This is a genomic window from Romboutsia sp. D33t1_170424_H2 (assembly GCF_015669105.1).
In the GTDB taxonomy this organism is placed as follows: Bacteria; Bacillota; Clostridia; order Peptostreptococcales; family Peptostreptococcaceae; genus Romboutsia_C; species Romboutsia_C hominis.
In genome coordinates this window covers 161190-180838 of the sequence record NZ_JADOZQ010000006.1, presented here as the reverse complement: position 1 = coordinate 180838, position 19649 = coordinate 161190, and the positions used below count along the sequence as shown (strand labels likewise).

The following is a 19649-nucleotide window of genomic DNA, read 5'->3' as shown; positions in this document are numbered from 1 at the left end:
TACCTGGTTGATAGGTCGAAGGTGTAAGTGCAGTAATGTATTTAGCTTATCGATACTAATAGGTCGAGGACTTGACCAAAAATCATTAACTAAATGATATACAGTTTTCAGAGTATTAACTCTAAAAGGTAAAGATTATGTGGTTATTATAGCAAAGAGGATACACCTGTTCCCATACCGAACACAGAAGTTAAGCTCTTTAGCGCTGATGGTACTTGGGGGGCGACCTCCTGGGAGAGTAAGACGTAGCCACGTAATCTTTTTTTTATTTTATAAAATATTAGATATGTATAGATAGCTATTTAAGGCTATCTCTTTTTTATTTTATAAGTTTACTGTTATGATATTTAAAAAGGTTAAATAAATTAGATAAGTTATTAGCAAATTATTTAGCAGAAGTAAAAAACGGTAAGACAATAAGCACAAATTATGGTATGAAAAATTCACTTCAAATATGCTATTTTATGAAAAGATAGAAGGAATTATTTATATGGTAATAGGGGATTTTATGTTAGAGGCAGCAGTCAAAAATAAATAATCACTGTATTGGGATAAGTTATGTGATATAAGAAGTTGTAGTAATATATATGCTGATGGAGAATTATTCTATGAAAATGGAAAGTTTGTAGACTATATTTTATGTAAGTACGGATTATAAATAAAAATAAGTAGGGGGTTAGGTTATATACTAAGCCTCTTATTTTTTAATAAAATTTTATTTTGTTCTAATAAAGAATTGAGATAATTTAGATATTAAGTAATTTTAAATCCATAAAACAGTCAAAGTATTTAAACGTAAGGTATTTAAGTAAATTTTAGATAAATTAACAAGGTAGTGTAAGGATAAAATATTATATCAGATTATAGATTATATGCTAATATTATAGTATATAACAAAGACAAGGGGGACTGACTATGGGTATAATAGTAAGTTTATTAAACCAAGGTGTAGACGAAAAATTAATAAATGATGCAATAAAGTTTAAAGAATTCTATAAAATAGATGAGAATCTTAAACATAGGATATCAGATTCGACTAAGTATTTTTATGGAAAAGATATATGGAATATGGCTATATCAGCTATATTAGAGGGAGAAAACATACTATTATCTGGCCCAAAGGCGACAGGAAAAAATCTACTAGCAGATAATTTATCAGAGTTATTTGGAAGACCTCAGTGGAATACATCGTTCCATATAAATACAGATAGTACAACTTTAATAGGTACAGATACATTTATAGATAATGAAGTTAAGTTAAGAAGAGGCTCAGTATATGAATGTGCTATAAATGGGGGATTTGGTATATTTGATGAAATAAATATGGCTAAAAATGATGCAATTGCAGTACTACATTCAGCGTTAGATTATAGAAGAGTAATAGATGTACCTGGATATGAAAGAATAAATCTTCATGATGCAACGAGATTTATAGGAACTATGAATTATGAATATGCAGGGACAAAAGAATTAAATGAGGCACTAGTTTCTAGGTTTATGGTCATAGATATACCTGCTGTAGAAGAAGAAAAATTAATGCTAATATTAAAAAAAGAATTTGAGGATGCAGATGAAGAAAAATTAATCCAATTTGGAGGTATATTCTTAGACTTACAATTAAAATCACAAAATGGAGAAATATCTAGTAAATCAGTAGATTTGAGAGGATTAATAGGATCACTAAAAGCTATCAGAAGAGGATTAAAACCATCTTTAGCGGTTAATATGGGAGTAACAAGTAAAACATTTGATGTATATGAGAAAGAGATTGTAGGAGATATTATAAAGACTAGAATACCAGATAAATGGGAAACTAAAGATATATTTCCTAAAATAAATACATATTAAAGTAGGAAATAATTATGAAATGGGTATATGGGAATTATGAATTTGAAAATAGAATTAGCAATCTATCTTGGACTGTAGCAGGAGATTATAATGATGATATTCAAATATCTAAAAATGAATATTCATCTAAAGATATCGCCTTGTATTTTGCTACGATGGCAGGAGGAAGGCATAAATACATAGATTGGATCTTAGTAAAAAGATACTTATTAAGTAGAGCTAAAATGGGATATGATATTGATGTTATATCTGATTTATTGCATATAACATTAGATAGGTTAGTTGAAGAAAAGATTATAAAGGAAAGACCAGGTATTGAAGATATAAGATTAAGTGCTTACAAAGATATTTTATCAGGTTTTAGTAAAATACATAATGAAGAAATACTACAAAAAATAAAATACTTTTTAGTTTTAGAAAGGATGGGAAAACATCCAACTATAGACGGACTAAGTAGAAGGATAGTAAATAAAATAAATGAAATTAATCTTAATGAAAATATAGTTGAAATACTTAGGGGAATAGATGAAATTTATATAAATTATTTTAATGATACTTCAAATAAATATGATAATGAAAACTATGAAAATGAAAGAATAATAAATTCAAATATAGATTTTGACACATTTTCAGATTTTATGTATGAAGAACTTTATGATAATGAATACAGTAAAACTATAGAAAATCAAATAAGCGAGATATCATCATCTATGTTAATTGAAAGCTTAGGAGAAGTTGATATTAAAGGCTCAAAACATAGTTCTAACAATGTACTATATGTTGATGAGGAAACTTTAAATAAGATATATAAGAAAATAGAGCATTACTACGGGAAATCATATATAGGTGACTTAGAATTAAAAAAAATAGAAAGCAAATGTTGTAGAGGGGTTCATGAGGGATGTAGAGTACATTTTACAGATGGAGTATTAAGAAGTGAATGTAGTAATATAGCTCAGATAAAATATGCAACTAGACAAAAAGAAAATAATACTCGTAAATTTAGAGAAAACATAAAAATATATAAAAGGAATATATTAAAATTAAAGGAAACTCTATTGAGAATATTAATAGAAGAAAATGAGAAAAGTAGAGTTTATTGTGATAGTGGTACTATATATGCAAATAGGGCATGGAGAGCAACTAGAAGCAATAATAATAAAATTTTCTACAAAGATATTGAAAATGAGAAAGGTAGGTATGTAATAGATATACTTTTAGATTCTAGTGGGTCTCAAACTAGAAATCAAGCCAATGTAGCGATACAAGCATATATAATATCAACAGCTTTAACTAAGGCTGGTATACCAAATAGAGTTATGGGATTCTCAAGCCTTATGGATTACACTATATTAAAAAGATTTAGAGACTATGAAGATAAAATAACCAATAATGAGAACATATTTGAATATTTTTGTGCTGGAAATAATAGAGATGGACTAGCCATAAAATCTATTTGTGAAGGATTATTAGAAAGAGAAGAAGAAAATAAAATCTTAATTGTATTAAGTGATGGAAGACCGAATGACATAAAGATAGGTAAAGACAGGGAAAGAAGTATAAGAGGAGAAATGTCTTATAAAGGTATGATTGGAGCAAAAGATACTGCATCAGAAGTAAGAAAAGCTAGGCAAAAGGGAATAATGGTACTAGGAGTATTTACAGGAAAAGAAATAGATTTAGAAGTAGAAAAAATTATATATGGTAAAGACTTCATATATACTAAAGACATCCAGAGGTTTTCTGATGTGGTTTCCATGTATTTAAAAAAGATAATAAGAAATTAGAAAAATAAAAGGAATATTAAAATATATAGCGAATATAATTTAATATAGAAAAGTATATATTATAGGTTCTTAATATAAGATTAATAGGGAAAGAGGTTAAAATCCTCTACAGCCCCCGCTACTGTGATGCTGATGAAATTTCTAAAACCACTGTAATATTAGATTATGGGAAGGAGAAAGAGTAAAATGAAGCTAAGTCAGGAGACCTGCCTAATAATATTAAATGATTTCTTCGGGGATGGAGAATGTCTTTAAGCTACTTATATAGTTATTTATGTAGATAAAGTCTAATCCCTGTGGATTAGGCTTTTTTATTGTGAAAAGTTTAAAATTTTATATAAATGATATTAAGAAATATTTTAAATAGATGAAGTATATAAGATTAAGCTATGCAAGATAGTTTGCATTAAAAAGAGACTTGTAATGTATAAGTCTTAAAATTAATTTGCCTTAAGCCTAAATTTAATATAAATTTTATATCTAAAGCTTTATGCTTAAAAAGCCCTTATTACATTTAAGGGCTTATTTTTTTATGTAATGATCTTATATTAAGAATAAAAATGTAGATAATTCATATTGATAATACACATTAATTAGTATGAAAATGTAAAAATATTAAAAAATACATGAAGCCATAAGTGATATGAGCGAAGTAAATTTTTTATTTAACATAAATTGTTTACATGTGTAAAGACATATAATACAATTTATGTGTAAACATAATTTATCAGGGGGAGATTTAGTATATGTTAAAGTTAAAGAAGAGATTAATATTTACAGCAATAGTAGGGATTATGTCTTTAAGCATGATTGGATGTAGTAATGACTCAAAAGAAGGTAGCAAAAACATGAAAGGTGACGAAGAAAAATTTTCTGTAGGAATAGTGCTTGGAGAAGGTGGGGCTAATGACCAAAGCTTTAATCAATCATCATTAGAAGGATTAGAAAAGGCAAAATCAGAACTAGGTATAGATGGCTCATACTTGGAGTCAAACCAAGATGCAGATTATGCACCTAATATAGAAACCTTTATAGACCAAGAACGTGATGTAATTATAGGTGTTGGATATACAACAGCAGAATCAATGTTAAATGCAGCAAAACTTTATCCAGATAGACAGTTTGTCATAATTGATCATAATTATGAAGAAGAGGGACAAGAAATACCAGACAATATGATATGTATGACTTTTGATGAAAGAGAGGCAGCATATTTAGTAGGTATAATAGCATCTAAGATGAGTGAAACTAATAAAGTTGGATTTATAGGTGGTATGGAAATACCAAATATAACAAGATTTGAAGAGGGATTTAAAGCTGGGGTAAAGTCGGAAAATAAAGATGTAGAGTATTTATCTCAATATGCAAATTCCTTTGATGATGCTAGCTTAGGAAAGTCTATAGCTAATCAAATGTATAATAATAAAGTAGATGTAATATTCTCAGCTGCAGGTGGTGTTGGAACTGGTGCGATAGAGTCAGCTAAAGAAAAAGATAAGTATGCTATAGGAGTAGATATGGACCAAAATAATTTAGCTCCTGACAATGTAATAACTTCAGCTATGAAAAGAGTTGATATTGGTGTTTTTGATACAATATCAAAGATAAAAGAAGGAAAATTTGAAGGCGGAAAAGCTGTAGTTTATGGATTAAAAGAAGAGGCAGTTGGGATAGCACCAAGTACTGGTAAAAATGTACCTAAAGAAATAATTGATTATGTTAACAAAAAAGCAGAGGATATAATAGAAGGAAAATTAGAAGTAAAATAATACATAAGATATAAAATGGCTATTTAAAATAATAACTTGTAACTTAAGAAAGTATAAATTGCAAGGATTATTATTTTTAGATAGCCTATTTATTTTAAATAAAATACAAGAATAATATAAAGTATGGTATAGTATAATTTCATTTAATAAATAAATTATATTTTTATAATATCCATTTTAGAATAATTAGATTATGGAGATTATCAAAATATAGGACTGATTTAAAGTTTGAATAAATATTTATTATAGATTAAAATATAGTTATAGGAATAGCGACAGGAGGAAAATTATGAATTTAGATACATTAAATCCTGCCCAGAGAGAAGCTGTAGAAAAAACAGAAGGACCGGTACTTATACTAGCTGGAGCTGGGTCAGGGAAAACTAGAGTTTTAACAACGAGAATAGCACATCTTATAGAAGATAAAGGTGTACAAGCCCCAAATATATTAGCAATAACATTTACAAATAAAGCTGCTAATGAAATGAGAGAGAGAGTAGAGGAAACTTTAGGAACAGATACAAAGGAAATGTGGATAAGTACTTTCCACTCTTGCTGTGTGCGTATACTAAGAAAAGATATAAATAGAATCGGATACAATAGAAGTTTTGTTATATATGATAGTGCTGACCAAGTTACCTTAGTAAAGGACTGTTTAAAAGAGTTAAATTTAAGTGATAAAGTATTTGAACCTAAGGTAATAATAAGTACAATATCAGGGGCAAAAGATAAGCTGTATAGCCCATCACAATTTAAAGATATGCATAGACATGATAATAGAATGAGTAAGATTGCAGATGTATATGCACTATATCAAGATCGTTTAAAAAGAAATAGTGCTTTAGATTTTGATGATTTAATATATAAAACAGTAGAACTTTTAAAATCTGAAGAAGAAGTTTTAGAATTTTATAGAAGTAGATTTAAATATATAATGGTAGATGAGTATCAAGATACAAGTAAAGCTCAATATGAACTAATAAAATTATTAGCAAAGGAACATCAAAATATATGTGTTGTTGGAGATGATGACCAAAGTATATATGGATGGAGAGGTGCGGATATAAGAAATATACTTGAGTTTGAAAGAGACTATGATGATGTTCATGTTGTTAAGCTAGAACAAAACTATAGATCTACTCAAGTTATACTAGATGCAGCAAATACTGTTATATCTAATAATATAGAAAGAAAAAGAAAGAAACTTTGGAGTGAGAAAAAAGAAGGAGAGCTAATAAAGATACAACTATCTGAAAATGAAATAAATGAATCTGATTTTGTTGCAGATATGATAGCTAAAATAGCAAGAGAGCAAGGTAGAACTTATAAGGACTTTGCTGTACTTTATAGAGCTAATGCTCAGGCTCGTCCAGTAGAAGATGCACTTAATAGAAGCCAAATACCATATAATATATATGGTGGAACAAAATTCTATGAAAGAAAAGAAATAAAAGATTTACTAGCATATTTAAGGGTTATACAAAATCCTCAAGATGATATATCTTTAAAGAGGATAATAAACGTACCTAGAAGAGGTATAGGTCTTAGAACTATAGAAAAAATAGAAGATAGAGCTAGTTTAAAGCAAGAGAGTATGTACTCTGTACTAATAGATATAGATACAAATTCAGATATATCAACAAAAGCTAAAAATAGTATAAATGGATTTGTTGATACAGTAGGAACACTTAGAACTATAAAAGAAGTATATCCTGTAAGTAAGCTTATAGAGAAAGTATTAGAGACTACAGGATATATAGATGAGCTATCTAAGGACAAAAGTGAAGAAGCTCAAGATAGAATTGATAATCTAAAAGAGTTTATATCTATAGCATTAGAATTTGAGCAAAGTAGCGAAGAAAAAGATTTACAAACATTCTTAACAGGTGTTGCACTTTCATCTGAATCTAGTGAAGATGAAGAGATAGAAAAAGTATCATTAATGACTATACACACATCAAAAGGGCTAGAATTCCCTGTTGTATTCTTAATTGGTATGGAAGAGGGATTATTCCCAATATCTAGAGCTGTAAGGTCAATGAGTGAGTCAGATATAGAAGAAGAAAGAAGACTTTGCTATGTTGGTATAACAAGAGCAAAAGAAGTTCTTTATATGACATTAACTCAAAGAAGAACTTTATATGGAAAAACTAATCCATCAATAGCATCTAGATTTATGGAAGAATTACCAGAACAATGTATAGAGAAGCTTAACAAAGTAGAAAAAGAATTAACTTACTCAAAGGCTAATTATAATGTATTAGATAAGTACAAACAAAAATATATGAACACTATGAATAAGTCCACAGTTGCTAAAAAAGTAAATGCGACTATAAAAGATACTAAAAAAGAAACTGATATAGATGATATAAAGCTAGGAGCAAAGGTACATCATCCAAAATTTGGAGAAGGTACTGTTGTTGGTATGATGGGCTCTGATGTTACAATAGCATTTAAAGAACAAGGAATTAAAAAAATAAATAAAGAATACACAACATTAGATGTATTATAGTAAATAAAAAATAAAGGATATATTTATATATCCTTTATTTTTATTTAAATAATATATTTAAAAAGCTTAGGTTAACTATATAACACATTAGAACTCACTAAGTTAATGACAAATATAAATATAGTAAATCTTTATTTTAAAGATTAAAATACTCTGTTTAAGATTGGGAAAATTAGTATTATAATATATTTATAATGTAGAAATACATTAATTTACATTTACTAGGGAGGCTACAAAATGGAACAAAAGAGATTTGCTAAAGATTTAATAGATTTTATTTATAAAAGTCCAACATCATTTCAAGCAGTAGAAACATCTATAAAGCTTTTAGAGGATAATAACTTTAAAGAATTAAAATTAGATGATATATGGAACATAGAAGTAAATGGGAAGTATTATGTAACAAAGAATTCTTCTGCTATAATAGCCTTTGAGGTTAACTCTAATAACATAGAAAAAGAAGGATTTAGAATAGTAGGTTCTCATACTGACTCACCTACATTTAGAATAAAGCCAAATGCTGAAATGTGTTCTGAAGGTACATACTTAAAATTAAATACTGAATGCTATGGTGGACCAATATTAAATACTTGGTTAGATAGACCTTTAGCCATAGCTGGAAGGGTTGTATTAAAGGGAGAAAGTATATTAAATCCAGTAGAAAAAATGGTAAATATAAATAAACCAATATGTATCATACCAAATATAGCTATTCATTTAAATAGAGGAGTAAATGATGGATATGCACTAAATAAACAAAAGGATATGTTACCTTTAGTAGGTCTTATAAACGAAAGTTTAGAAAAAGATAACTTCTTAATAAATGAAATAAGTAAGTCACTAGGTATAAATAAGGAAGAAATATTAGACTTTGATTTATTCTTATATGAATATGAAAAAGGTTCTTTAATGGGTCCTAATGAGGAGTTTATATCAACAAGCAGATTAGATAATTTATCAATGGCACATGCTAGTTTACATGCACTTATAAATGCTAATGGTAAAAATGGTGTAAATTTAGTAGCTGTATTTGATAATGAAGAAGTAGGAAGTTCTACTAAACAAGGTGCAGATTCTAATATGTTATTAAACATACTAGAAAGAATATGTATATCTTTAGGTAAATCAAGAGAAGAATTCTTTACAGCATTATATTCTTCATTTATTATATCAGCTGATTTAGCACATGCAGTGCATCCAAACTTAGGAGAAAAGCATGACCCAACAAACAAACCAGTAATGGGTAAAGGACCAGTTATAAAGATAAATGCAAATCAAGCATATACAAGTGATGCCAGCTCAATATCTATATACAAAGCTATATGCAAAGAAGCTAACGTTAAGTATCAAGAATTTGTAAATAGATCAGATGAAAGAGGAGGAAGTACTATAGGGCCAATTTCATCAACACATATAGATATACCATCTGTTGATGTAGGTTCACCAATACTTGCAATGCACTCTATAAGAGAATTAGGAAGTGTAAAAGATCATTATAGTATATATAAGACATTTAATAAATTTTATGAAATATAAATAGGAGATGAGACAGATGAAAATAGGATTATGCCTTTCTGGAGGAGGAGCTAAAGGAGCTTATCAAGCAGGAGTTATAAAGGCTCTTTATGACAGAGGGTTAGATTTTAGTGCAATATCGGGAACATCTATAGGAGCAATTAATGGATATTATATATTCACAGGAAATGTTGAAAAGTTAGAGGATATGTGGACAAATATAGAAATAGATCCTGCAAACGATATCAAAATAATAGATAATACTGTGGATAATTCTTATGTGATAGAAGGATTAAAAACTTTAGAAGTAAGTAAAGAAGCGGAAATAGACTTTTATGTTAATTATATAGAAATAAAAAATAAAAATCTAAATGAAAAGGTAATGAATATAAAAGATGTAGATAAGTCTAAAGCTTTAGAAAGTATTAAGTATAGTTCTTTATTACCATGTAACCCAAAAGCAACTTTACCGCTAGGACAGCAGTTTATGAAAGATGTAAGTGAAGGGCTATATGATGGATTTAATCTTGATGGAGGATTAGTTAATAATACATTAATACAGCCATTAGTAGAACAAGACTTAGATAAAATAATAATAATAGATACACATACAGAATATGAACTACCTGCAGAAATAAGCGATAAATTTGGTAAAGACAATATTTTTATAATAAAGCCTAAAAAACCTTTTGAAAAAAATGCTACATTAAGATTTGAAAAAGAATTTTGTAAAAAAATATACAATGAAGGATATGAAATAGGAAAGAATTTTTCTATGCACATATAAAATAGTTCTTTTTAGAGTAAATATTAAAATATGAACATTTCTATGTAAATATATAGAATTGTATCAAAAACATTGAATAAACTGCTAAATATTAGTATAATATAAAAGTTCCTTAAAAAGAATATAAATTATGGAGTTGATATAAATAATGGCAACTAAGAGAATAGCAGTTTTAGGTGGGCCTAGATGTGGTAAAACTACACTAATACAACACCTATACGTTGAAATGAAAATAGCAGGATTAAATGTAGGATATGCTTTAGAATACTCAACTGATTATTTAAAAGATAAGGGTATGATAGAGACTATATCTGAACAATACGGAATATACTTAGGGCAAAAGAGAATAGAAGATGAGTTATCAACATTTGATTATGCTCTAACAGACTATGCTACTTTCGTACCTTACATATATGGAAGATTTATGTTAGGAAATAAGGAAAGAAGTAAAAAAGAAATACAAATACTTAAAGATTTATACTGTCTAGCAATAGAAGATATACAAAACTATGACACTATAATATATGTGCCACGAGAGTTTGGATATGTGCAAGATGGTGTAAGATGGCAAGATGAAGAAATCGCTCTTAAAATAGATGAAGCTATATTAAGTTTCTTAAAAGCTGAGAATGTAAACTTTGTAGAAGTTAAAGGCTCTACAAAAGAAAGAGCTAAGCAAATATTAGAGTTATTAGATATAAAATATCAAGATACTCCACAATTAGATGGAGAAGAAAAATAAGCTACTATTATATAGTAGCTTATTTTACTTATACAAAAATAATTACTTTATAATTCAAATATGTAGAGAATTATTTCAAAGTTAGTATATAATAATAAATAGAAAATACATAAAGATAAGAAGAAAGGAATTAAAAAAATGGAAACTAAAAACCCAATAGTAACTATAGAAATGGAAAATGGAAAGAAAATAGTAGCTGAATTATATCCCAATATAGCTCCTAACACAGTTAAAAACTTTGTAACACTAGTAAACCAAGGATTCTACAACGGAGTAGGGTTCCACAGAGTAATAGAAGGATTTATGATACAAGGTGGATGCCCTAATGGAAATGGAATGGGTGGACCAGGATATTCTATAAAGGGAGAATTCAGAGGAAATGGATTCACTAATAACTTAAAGCATGAAGCTGGAGTATTATCTATGGCTAGAACTATGGCTCCAAACTCAGCTGGATCACAATTTTTCATAATGCATAAAAATTCTCCACATTTAGATGGACAATATGCTGCATTTGGTAGAGTAATAGAAGGAATGGACGTTGTTAATGAAATAGCTACAACTGCGACAGATAGAGCTGACAAGCCTAAGACTCCTCAAATTATGAAGTCTGTAACAGTGGAGACATTTGGAAAAGATTATTCAGATGTTGAAAAATGCTAGTTAGTTTCTAAAAGGTAAAAAATAACTATTTACAATCTAACTAAATTATTTTAAAATATTATAAGGTTTAATCCTAACCGAAACACACAAAACACACAAAATACAGAAATTAAACCATTTTATTAATCTACATTATTTATAAGTAGACGATTTAAATTTATAACATATGAAAAAGGAGCTAATCTATATTAAAGATAGCTCCTTTTTCTATATATTAAATATATTATAGTAAACAAAAAAGTATTTATAAAAGATTATAAAATCATTATAAATACTTTTTATTTATTATTATAAATTATTCTTAATAGCAGAAGTTAAATTTGGAACTAATTGTTTCTTTCTAGAAACTACACCCTCAGCAAATACTCCTTGATGAGCTTCAACATTAAATGCTTCAGATATTACTTTATCTTCAGCTTTGTATATTAGGTAAGAACCTTCTTTTATTATGTCAGTTATAGCAAGAACTAACATATCGTAATCAGTAGAGTTTATATAAGATAAAAATTCATCTTTTTTATCAAATATAGAATCTATATCTAAAGTGAATACTTGACCTATACCAACTCTTTTTCCACTCATATCAAATTCTTTAAAGTCCATATTAACTATTTCTTCTATGCTGTATTCATCTAGTGAAGTACCAGCTTTAAACATATCCATAGCATAGCTTTCCATATCAACATCAGCTATTTTACTTAATTCCTCACAAGCTAACTTATCTTTTTCTGTAGTAGTTGGAGATTTAAATAATAATGTATCTGATAATATAGCAGATAATAAAAGTCCAGCTATATGTTTTGGAACCTCAACATTATTTTCTTTAAACATGTTGTAAATTATAGTACAAGTACATCCAACAGGCATTACTCTAAATGATATAGGTACATCTGTAGTTATACCACCTATTTTATGGTGGTCAATTATTTCTACTATATTAGCATTTTCTATGCCATCTGCACTTTGAGCGTATTCATTGTGATCAACTAAAACTACATTTTTATTAGTTAAATCATCTATATTTAATATTTGAGGAGCTTCAACATTGAAGTGATTTAAAGCGTATTGAGCTTCTTTTCTTACCTCCCCTAAAGCATAAGCAGTAGCTTCTTCACCTAATTGATTTTTTAGGTAAGCTAACGAAATTGAAGAGCATATAGAATCTGTATCTGGATTTTTATGCCCGAAAACTAATAATGTCATACAAAAAACTCCTTTCGCAAAATTATGTATTAATTTAAAAAATAAACCTCTATATAAGAGAATAAAACACTATATCTATAATTAATAGTACTAAAATTTAATATACATTATAAATATATTTGTTAATAACAAAGATATTATATCAAAATAACTAAAAAAATTGTTCAAAAAATAAAAAATTTAAAAAAGTATATTATATTATTGCCAATTTTAGTAATAGCAATAACAAATAGTGTATTACTATGAAAATATATAGTATATTGAAATATTATTAAAATAAGTAAATTAAAAATTACTATAATAATATTTGATCTAATGTAAAAATGCAAAAATAAATAGTTTGATTAAAAATTAACTATTGTAATTAAATGAATTTTAAATACTTAAAGTAAGATTTTAAAATAAATTTAAACTTATAAATAAAGATGTAGAAAATTAAAATAAATTATAAAAACGATTTCATAAAACAAATAAGATAAAAATTTAACAAAAAATATTGACAGTTTTATCTATGTGATGTATTATCTAAACATAGATAGTTTGTTAAATAACTAACACAGTTTTATATAAATTGCCTGGGAGGAAAGCATAATGACTAAAGATTTAAAAAAAGTTAAAAATGTAAAAGAAAAGCAAGAAATAACTGTAGAAAGTATGATAAACGATTTAGTAACAAAAGGAAATAAGGCTAAAGAGGAAATGTTAAAATTAGACCAAGAAGCGGTAGACAAGATAGTAAAAGCTATGGCTAAGGCTGGTCTTGATAAGCATATAGAACTTGCACAAATGGCAGTAGAAGAAACTGAAAGAGGAATATTTGAAGATAAAGTAACTAAAAATATATTCGCTACAGAATATGTTTATAATAGTATAAAATATACAAAAACTGTTGGTGTAGTAGAAGAAAATGATGAAGAAAACTACATGATGGTTGCGGAACCAATAGGAGTTATAGCAGGTGTTACACCTGTTACTAATCCAACTTCAACAACAATGTTCAAATCATTAATAGCTATAAAAGGAAGAAATCCAATAATATTTAGCTTCCATCCATCAGCTCAAAAATGTTCAGCAGAAGCTGCTAGAATTTTAAGAGATGCAGCTATAGAAGCTGGAGCTCCAGAAAATTGTATACAATGGATAGAAGAACCATCATTAGAAGCATCAAGTGCTTTAATGAAAAATAACAAAGTAGCATTAATATTAGCTACTGGTGGACCTGGAATGGTTAAGGCAGCTTACTCTTCAGGTAAACCAGCCTTAGGGGTTGGGGCAGGAAACGTACCTTGTTTTATAGAAAAATCAGCAGATATAAAACAAGCCGTTAACGATTTAATATTATCAAAAACATTTGACAATGGAATGATATGTGCTTCAGAGCAAGCAGTTATAATAGAAGAGCCAATATACAATGAAGTAGTAGATATAATGAAGGGATACAATTGCTACTTTGTAAACAAAAAAGAAAGAGAATTATTAGAAAAAACAGTTATAAATCCAGAAACTAAAACATTAAATCCTAATATAGTTGGGCAAAGTCCTTATAAGATAGCTCAAATGGCAGGATTTGAAGTACCTAAAGATGCTAAAATGTTAGTAGCTGAAATAGAAGGTGTAGGTATGGATTACCCATTATCAAAAGAAAAGTTAAGTCCTGTACTTGCTTGCTTAAAAGTTAAAAATGCTGAAGAAGGAATACAAAGATGTGTAGAAATGACTGAATTTGGTGGATTAGGTCACTCAGCGGTTATACATTCAGAAAATGATGACATAATACTAAAATTTAGCGAGAAAGTAAGAACAGGAAGATTATTAGTAAATGCGCCATCTACTTTCGGAGCAATAGGAGATGTATATAACGTGAATACACCATCATTAACACTAGGATGTGGATCTATGGGTAATAACTCAACTACAGATAATGTATCAGCGGTAAATTTAATAAACCTTAAGAAAGTTACTAAGAGAAGAGTAAATATGCAATGGTTTAAAGTACCTGAAAGAATATATCATGAAGTTGGATCTATACAATACTTAGAAAAACTACCACAAGTTGAGAGAGTAATGATAGTTACTGATAGAATGATGGTTCAATTAGGATATGTTGAAAAATTACAATATCATTTAAGAAAAAGAAGAAACCCAGTTATGATAGAAGTATTTGCTGATGTAGAGCCAGATCCATCTGTTGATACAGTGTTAAATGGTGCTGATGCTATGAGAAAGTTCAAGCCAGATACTATAATAGCTTTAGGTGGAGGATCTGCAATGGATGCTGCTAAAGGTATGTGGTTATTCTACGAAAATCCGGAAGCAGACTTTGAAGATTTAAGACTTAAGTTTATGGATATAAGAAAGAGAATATATAAATTCCCTAAATTAGGAAGACAAGCCAAGATGGTGGCTATACCAACTACTTCAGGAACTGGTTCAGAAGTTACTTCTTTCGCAGTTATAACTGATAAAGTTAATAATATTAAATATCCTTTAGCTGACTATGAGTTAACTCCAGATGTAGCTATAATAGATCCTACATTTGTAATGTCTGTGCCAGCAGCTGTTACTGCAGATACAGGATTAGACGTATTAACTCATGCTATAGAAGCTTATGTTTCTGTAATGGCAACTGATTATACAGATGCTTTAGCTATGAAAGCTATACAAATGGTATTTGAATATCTACCAAAATCATATAAAGGAGCAAATACTCAAGAAGGTAAAGAAGCTAGAGAAAAAATGCACAATGCATCTTGTATGGCAGGGATGGCATTTGCCAATGCATTCTTAGGAATTAACCATTCATTAGCTCATAAGTTAGGATCAGAATTCCATATACCTCATGGTAGAGCAAATGCTATATTATTACCATACGTAATAGAGTACAATGCATCTATGCCAACTAAGTTTGCTGCATTCCCAAGATACAAATCTTTTGTAGCAGATAAGAAATATGCTGAGATAGCTAAGATGTTAGGATTAAAAGCTAACACTACAGAAGAAGGAGTTAAGAGCTTAGTAGAAGCTATAAGAAACTTAATGAGAGAATTAAATATGCCAATGACTATAAGAGAATGTGGTATAGAAGAAAAAATATATATGGGAGCTATAGAAAAGTTAGCATTAGATGCTTTTGATGACCAATGTACTCCAGCTAACCCAAGACAACCATTAGTATCAGAGTTAGTAGAAATATATAAGACAATATATGGAGATAAGAAAACTAAGTAAATAGTTCAAAAATTAAGAAAGTATATTGAACATTAAAATATAAAATAAAGAGGGGCCTTATTAAGGCTCCCTCTTTATTTTATAGACTTGTACATAACAACTTTTTCATATTCATTTTTTATGCTTATTATAGAATTAGAGATATTAATTTCAAAATTGGCAAAAGCAGAGAATAAATCAATGTCTCTCATTAAATGCATAGTAATAATATCGCTCTCTTTGTTTAATCTTAATATAATAGACCTAACAAATGGAAACTGTACTCTTGAATTAAAGAAATTTGAATCTTCTAGTTTAATATCTAAGCTGCGATAGTTTAAGTCTATAAATAAGTCTAAATCATTTTCTTCTTCCCTTATGACTCTGTATTCAAAGTCTGTATCTAAGTTTAATTTACCGAAAATTACCATTTTACAACCTCTTCTACCGAAAGTTTTTTTATATATTATACATTATAGAATGATAGCTAACTATACATTTGTAAAATGTTTTGAAAAATAAAAAGCCTTCGTTGGGGGAACGAAGACTTAATTTGGGGGAGATTGAGTTAAATATTTAATTTTATATTACTATTATGGACAGATAACTTTAATCTATACATAAATTTATAAAATATTTTTAAATCTATCTCTTCTTGTTTATAAACTTAGGTCCAAGGTATTTTCTTATATCGTCATCAGATGAAAAATCATCTATAAGAATTTCTCTACCACTTTCTTCTAGCACAACTAGAACTTCACAGTCACCTTGTAAGAAGAACTTTCTAACTGTTTCTTCTCTAACTTCCCTAACTTTAGTTATATTTTTCTTTTGTTTTTCATAATCCTTTGTATAATAACTATCCATCATGTTTATTATTTTTGTATATCTAGTCATGATTACCTCCTGTATGTTAAATTGAATATTTATTTCTTAAGTAAATATTTTTCTTCACTTAACTAATTCGTATCACACTAATAAAAAGTGTGATATAATAAGTTTTTGTATTAACCTAATAATTATAACAAGGAGTAATAATAATGGCTAGTATAAATAGAAATGATATTTTAAATTGTATAAATTATTGTAAGGAAAATGAGCTGTTTGATAAGTTAAATGATACTTACAAATCACTACCAAGTGGAGATTGTACTGGCTGTGGTAATTGTTGTATGGAATCAGTAGGTATAAATTTAATTGAATTTATTAATATATATAGCTACTTATTAGACAAAGATGAATTAAGAAAGACAAGTTTAAGTAAAATTATAGACTACTATTTTTTAGAATTTACTAAAAAGAGTGCGTGTCCATTTAAAGATGAAAATAACAGATGTTTAATATATGAAGTGAGGCCACTAAATTGTAGAATTTTTGGTCATTGGAAAAAAGAGGATTATAATAAAAATTTATCAAATATAACTAAAAGGAATAGAGAATATAGTGATCTTATGAAATCAAAGTATGGATTTGATATAAGTGAAAAAGTTGTTAATTACAAAATAAAATACTGTGAGGATTTTAAACCCCAAAATGGATATTTAGATAAATCGACTAGATTAAGTTTTGCAGATGAGCTAATGATACTAGATTCTAAGTTATATTCTAAAGGTATTATAGATATAGATTTTAAAGATAGAGGTATAGTTGAATATTTTATAGAAGCTTTATTAAAAGATGATACTGCTTACAATATAAAAATAAGATTATCAAAAGATGAAGAGGTAAGAGAGATAGCATTAAAAAGATTAAAAAAGATACTATTATAATTAGGTGATTAAATGGAGCTTAAAAAAATAAAAGGAAACACATTTTATATAAAGGGTGGAACTAACACTGGTGTTTATATTTTTGATGATAATAAAGCTTTGATAATAGATCCCGGGTTAGCTGGTTCAAGACCTAAGAGAATTATAAATATGTTAGAAGAAAAAAATATCAAGGTAAATTTTATAATAAATACACATGAACATGATGATCATTATGGAGCGTGTAACCAATTTAAAGAGTATTATAATGATATTTGTATATTATCATCAGATGAAGCTAAATTATATATAGAAAAGCCTTATCTATTTGGCAAATATATAATGGGTGGTAAATATAATAGATTTTTTGTGGATAAATTAAAAAATAAATCATTAGATGAAATAAAAGTAGATAAAATAGCAAAAGAAGGAAGTCTGTTATTAAATAATGAAGAATTTGAAATAATAGATTTAAAGGGACATACTGACGGAAGCATAGGAATATTAACTAAAGATAAAGTTTTATTTACTGGAGACCTTCTAATAGGCTTAGATATGCTTAAAAAGTATGATTTCTTATTTTTGTATGATATAAAGAAAGAAATAGACTCAATAATGAAATTAAAAGAAATAGATTTTGATTATTTAGTCTTAGGGCATAGTAAAGAAGTAATAAGTAAAAAAGATTCTAAGTTTATAACAGAAATGCATTTAAATGCTATTGATAAGTACTTAAATAAAGTAAGAGAAGATTTAAATGTACCAATAACGTTAGAAGAATTATTAAAAAAAATTATAATAGATAATAATTTAAAGTGCAATTATAAAGAATATCATTTTTTTAAGTCATCTTTAGTTTCGATGATAAGCTATTTAGCTGATTTAGATGAAATAGACTATATATTAAATGATGGAGAATTGCTTTATTGTACCAAAAAAAAATAAATTATGCTAAAATAGATATGTTAAAAAAGACTCAAAATAAGATAAAGGGTGAGTACGATGGAATTTGAAAAATGGGATGAAATACTAACACCTTATGACCATGCAGTAGAAGAATTAAAAGTTAAGTTTAAGAATATAAGAAAAGAATTCTTAGCAAAAGGAGAATACTGTCCTATAGAGTTTGTAACAGGAAGGACTAAAAAAATAGCTTCTATAATATCTAAATCAAAGCGCCTAGGAATTGAAGATATAGAGGGTGAGATGGAAGATATTGCAGGTATAAGAATAATGTGTAAGTTTGTAGAAGATATATATACAGTAGTTGAACTTATACAAAATAGATGTGATATGAGTATAGTATATGCAAAAGATTATATAAAAAACTTTAAGGATAGTGGATACAGAAGTTATCATGTTATAATAAAATATCCTATAAATACGATAGCAGGTTCAAAAGAAATATTGTGTGAAATCCAAATAAGAACTTTAGCTATGAACTTTTGGGCAACTATAGAACATTCTTTAAAATATAAATATGAACATTACATACCAGAGGAATTAGCAGTTAGATTAAGAAGAGCATCTGATGCAGCATTCCTATTAGATCAAGAAATGAGCGAGATAAGAGAAGATATAATGAAAGCTCAAGTTATGTGCCAGGTAAAATCAGTTACAGTAAGAGATGTACTTAGTAAGATTCAAGAATTATATAATCTAGGAGAAACACATAAAGCGCTTATATATCAAAGAAGGCTAGATAAAATAGATAATGAACAAGATATAGAAGAAATATTACATCTTCAAAGTGAGGTAGATAATTTATTAGAATTTTACAATAACAATAATAAAGTTAGATAGAGGTTATCCATATTCATGGATAACTTTCTTTATATAATAGTATAGTAATTGAATTTAAATTTAAA

15 protein-coding genes, 2 rRNA genes and 1 riboswitch are annotated in these 19649 nt (G+C 27.7%); of the genes, 14 read left to right on the top strand and 3 right to left on the bottom strand.

The genetic code is table 11. The annotated features are described in order from the left end of the window. From I4U66_RS09305 to I4U66_RS09260, 10 genes are all read left to right on the top strand, one after another. Positions 1–79, top strand: a 23S ribosomal RNA gene (locus I4U66_RS09305); the annotation flags it as partial. 59 nt (positions 80–138) lie between these two features. Then, a 5S ribosomal RNA gene (gene rrf / locus I4U66_RS09300) occupies positions 139–255 on the top strand. 660 nt (positions 256–915) lie between these two features. After that, positions 916–1848: an AAA family ATPase gene (locus I4U66_RS09295; RefSeq protein ID WP_092923327.1), complete on the top strand. Its 933-nt coding sequence runs from the start codon at positions 916–918 to the stop codon at positions 1846–1848. 14 nt (positions 1849–1862) lie between these two features. Next, a complete protein-coding gene (locus I4U66_RS09290) occupies positions 1863–3635 on the top strand; it encodes a nitric oxide reductase activation-like protein (RefSeq protein ID WP_092923330.1) in 1773 nt (590 codons plus the stop codon). A gap of 47 nt (positions 3636–3682) precedes the next feature. Continuing rightward, positions 3683–3863: riboswitch (cobalamin riboswitch) on the top strand. 518 nt (positions 3864–4381) lie between these two features. Further along, positions 4382–5404, top strand: coding sequence for a BMP family lipoprotein (locus I4U66_RS09285; protein WP_092923332.1), 1023 nt, complete (start codon positions 4382–4384; stop codon positions 5402–5404). Positions 5405–5693: 289 nt separating this feature from the next. Next, positions 5694–7916 (top strand): ATP-dependent helicase, encoded by a 2223-nt coding sequence (locus I4U66_RS09280; RefSeq protein ID WP_092923335.1) that lies wholly within the window; start codon positions 5694–5696, stop codon positions 7914–7916. A gap of 237 nt (positions 7917–8153) precedes the next feature. Next, positions 8154–9452, top strand: a complete 1299-nt coding sequence (locus I4U66_RS09275) for a M18 family aminopeptidase (protein ID WP_166506042.1) — start codon at positions 8154–8156, stop codon at positions 9450–9452. A gap of 16 nt (positions 9453–9468) precedes the next feature. Beyond that, the gene (locus I4U66_RS09270) at positions 9469–10218 is read left to right on the top strand and encodes a patatin-like phospholipase family protein (RefSeq protein WP_166506041.1); all 750 of its coding nucleotides are present in this window, start codon (positions 9469–9471) and stop codon (positions 10216–10218) included. A gap of 148 nt (positions 10219–10366) precedes the next feature. After that, positions 10367–10960, top strand: coding sequence for an AAA family ATPase (locus I4U66_RS09265; protein WP_092923344.1), 594 nt, complete (start codon positions 10367–10369; stop codon positions 10958–10960). Between the two features lie 138 nt (positions 10961–11098). Further along, on the top strand, positions 11099–11623 hold the full coding sequence (locus I4U66_RS09260) for a peptidylprolyl isomerase (protein WP_092923347.1): 525 nt from the start codon (positions 11099–11101) through the stop codon (positions 11621–11623). 288 nt (positions 11624–11911) lie between these two features. On the opposite strand, the gene I4U66_RS09255 is transcribed toward I4U66_RS09260, so the two are convergent. Beyond that, on the bottom strand, positions 11912–12826 hold the full coding sequence (locus I4U66_RS09255; protein WP_166506040.1) for a manganese-dependent inorganic pyrophosphatase: 915 nt from the start codon (positions 12824–12826) through the stop codon (positions 11912–11914). Between the two features lie 591 nt (positions 12827–13417). Here I4U66_RS09255 and adhE point away from each other — a divergent pair. Next, positions 13418–16054: a bifunctional acetaldehyde-CoA/alcohol dehydrogenase gene (adhE, locus tag I4U66_RS09250; protein WP_166506039.1), complete on the top strand. Its 2637-nt coding sequence runs from the start codon at positions 13418–13420 to the stop codon at positions 16052–16054. Between the two features lie 74 nt (positions 16055–16128). Here adhE and I4U66_RS09245 read toward each other — a convergent pair whose 3' ends face one another. Both I4U66_RS09245 and I4U66_RS09240 read right to left on the bottom strand, forming a co-directional pair. Beyond that, positions 16129–16464 (bottom strand): hypothetical protein, encoded by a 336-nt coding sequence (locus tag I4U66_RS09245; protein ID WP_195581617.1) that lies wholly within the window; start codon positions 16462–16464, stop codon positions 16129–16131. A gap of 214 nt (positions 16465–16678) precedes the next feature. Further along, the gene (locus I4U66_RS09240) at positions 16679–16930 is read right to left on the bottom strand and encodes a hypothetical protein (RefSeq protein ID WP_092923359.1); all 252 of its coding nucleotides are present in this window, start codon (positions 16928–16930) and stop codon (positions 16679–16681) included. Positions 16931–17073: 143 nt separating this feature from the next. On the opposite strand from I4U66_RS09240, the gene I4U66_RS09235 reads away from it, so the two are divergent. The 3 genes from I4U66_RS09235 to I4U66_RS09225 are packed head-to-tail and all read left to right on the top strand — an operon-like array spanning position 17074 to position 19584. Continuing rightward, positions 17074–17802: a YkgJ family cysteine cluster protein gene (locus tag I4U66_RS09235; protein ID WP_092923362.1), complete on the top strand. Its 729-nt coding sequence runs from the start codon at positions 17074–17076 to the stop codon at positions 17800–17802. Positions 17803–17814: 12 nt separating this feature from the next. Further along, positions 17815–18726 carry an MBL fold metallo-hydrolase gene (locus I4U66_RS09230; RefSeq protein ID WP_195928781.1) on the top strand — a complete coding sequence of 304 codons (912 nt, stop codon included), beginning with the start codon at positions 17815–17817 and terminating at the stop codon, positions 18724–18726. Positions 18727–18783: 57 nt separating this feature from the next. Beyond that, the gene (locus I4U66_RS09225; RefSeq protein WP_092923368.1) at positions 18784–19584 is read left to right on the top strand and encodes a GTP pyrophosphokinase; all 801 of its coding nucleotides are present in this window, start codon (positions 18784–18786) and stop codon (positions 19582–19584) included. The last annotated feature ends 65 nt before the right edge of the window (positions 19585–19649 follow it).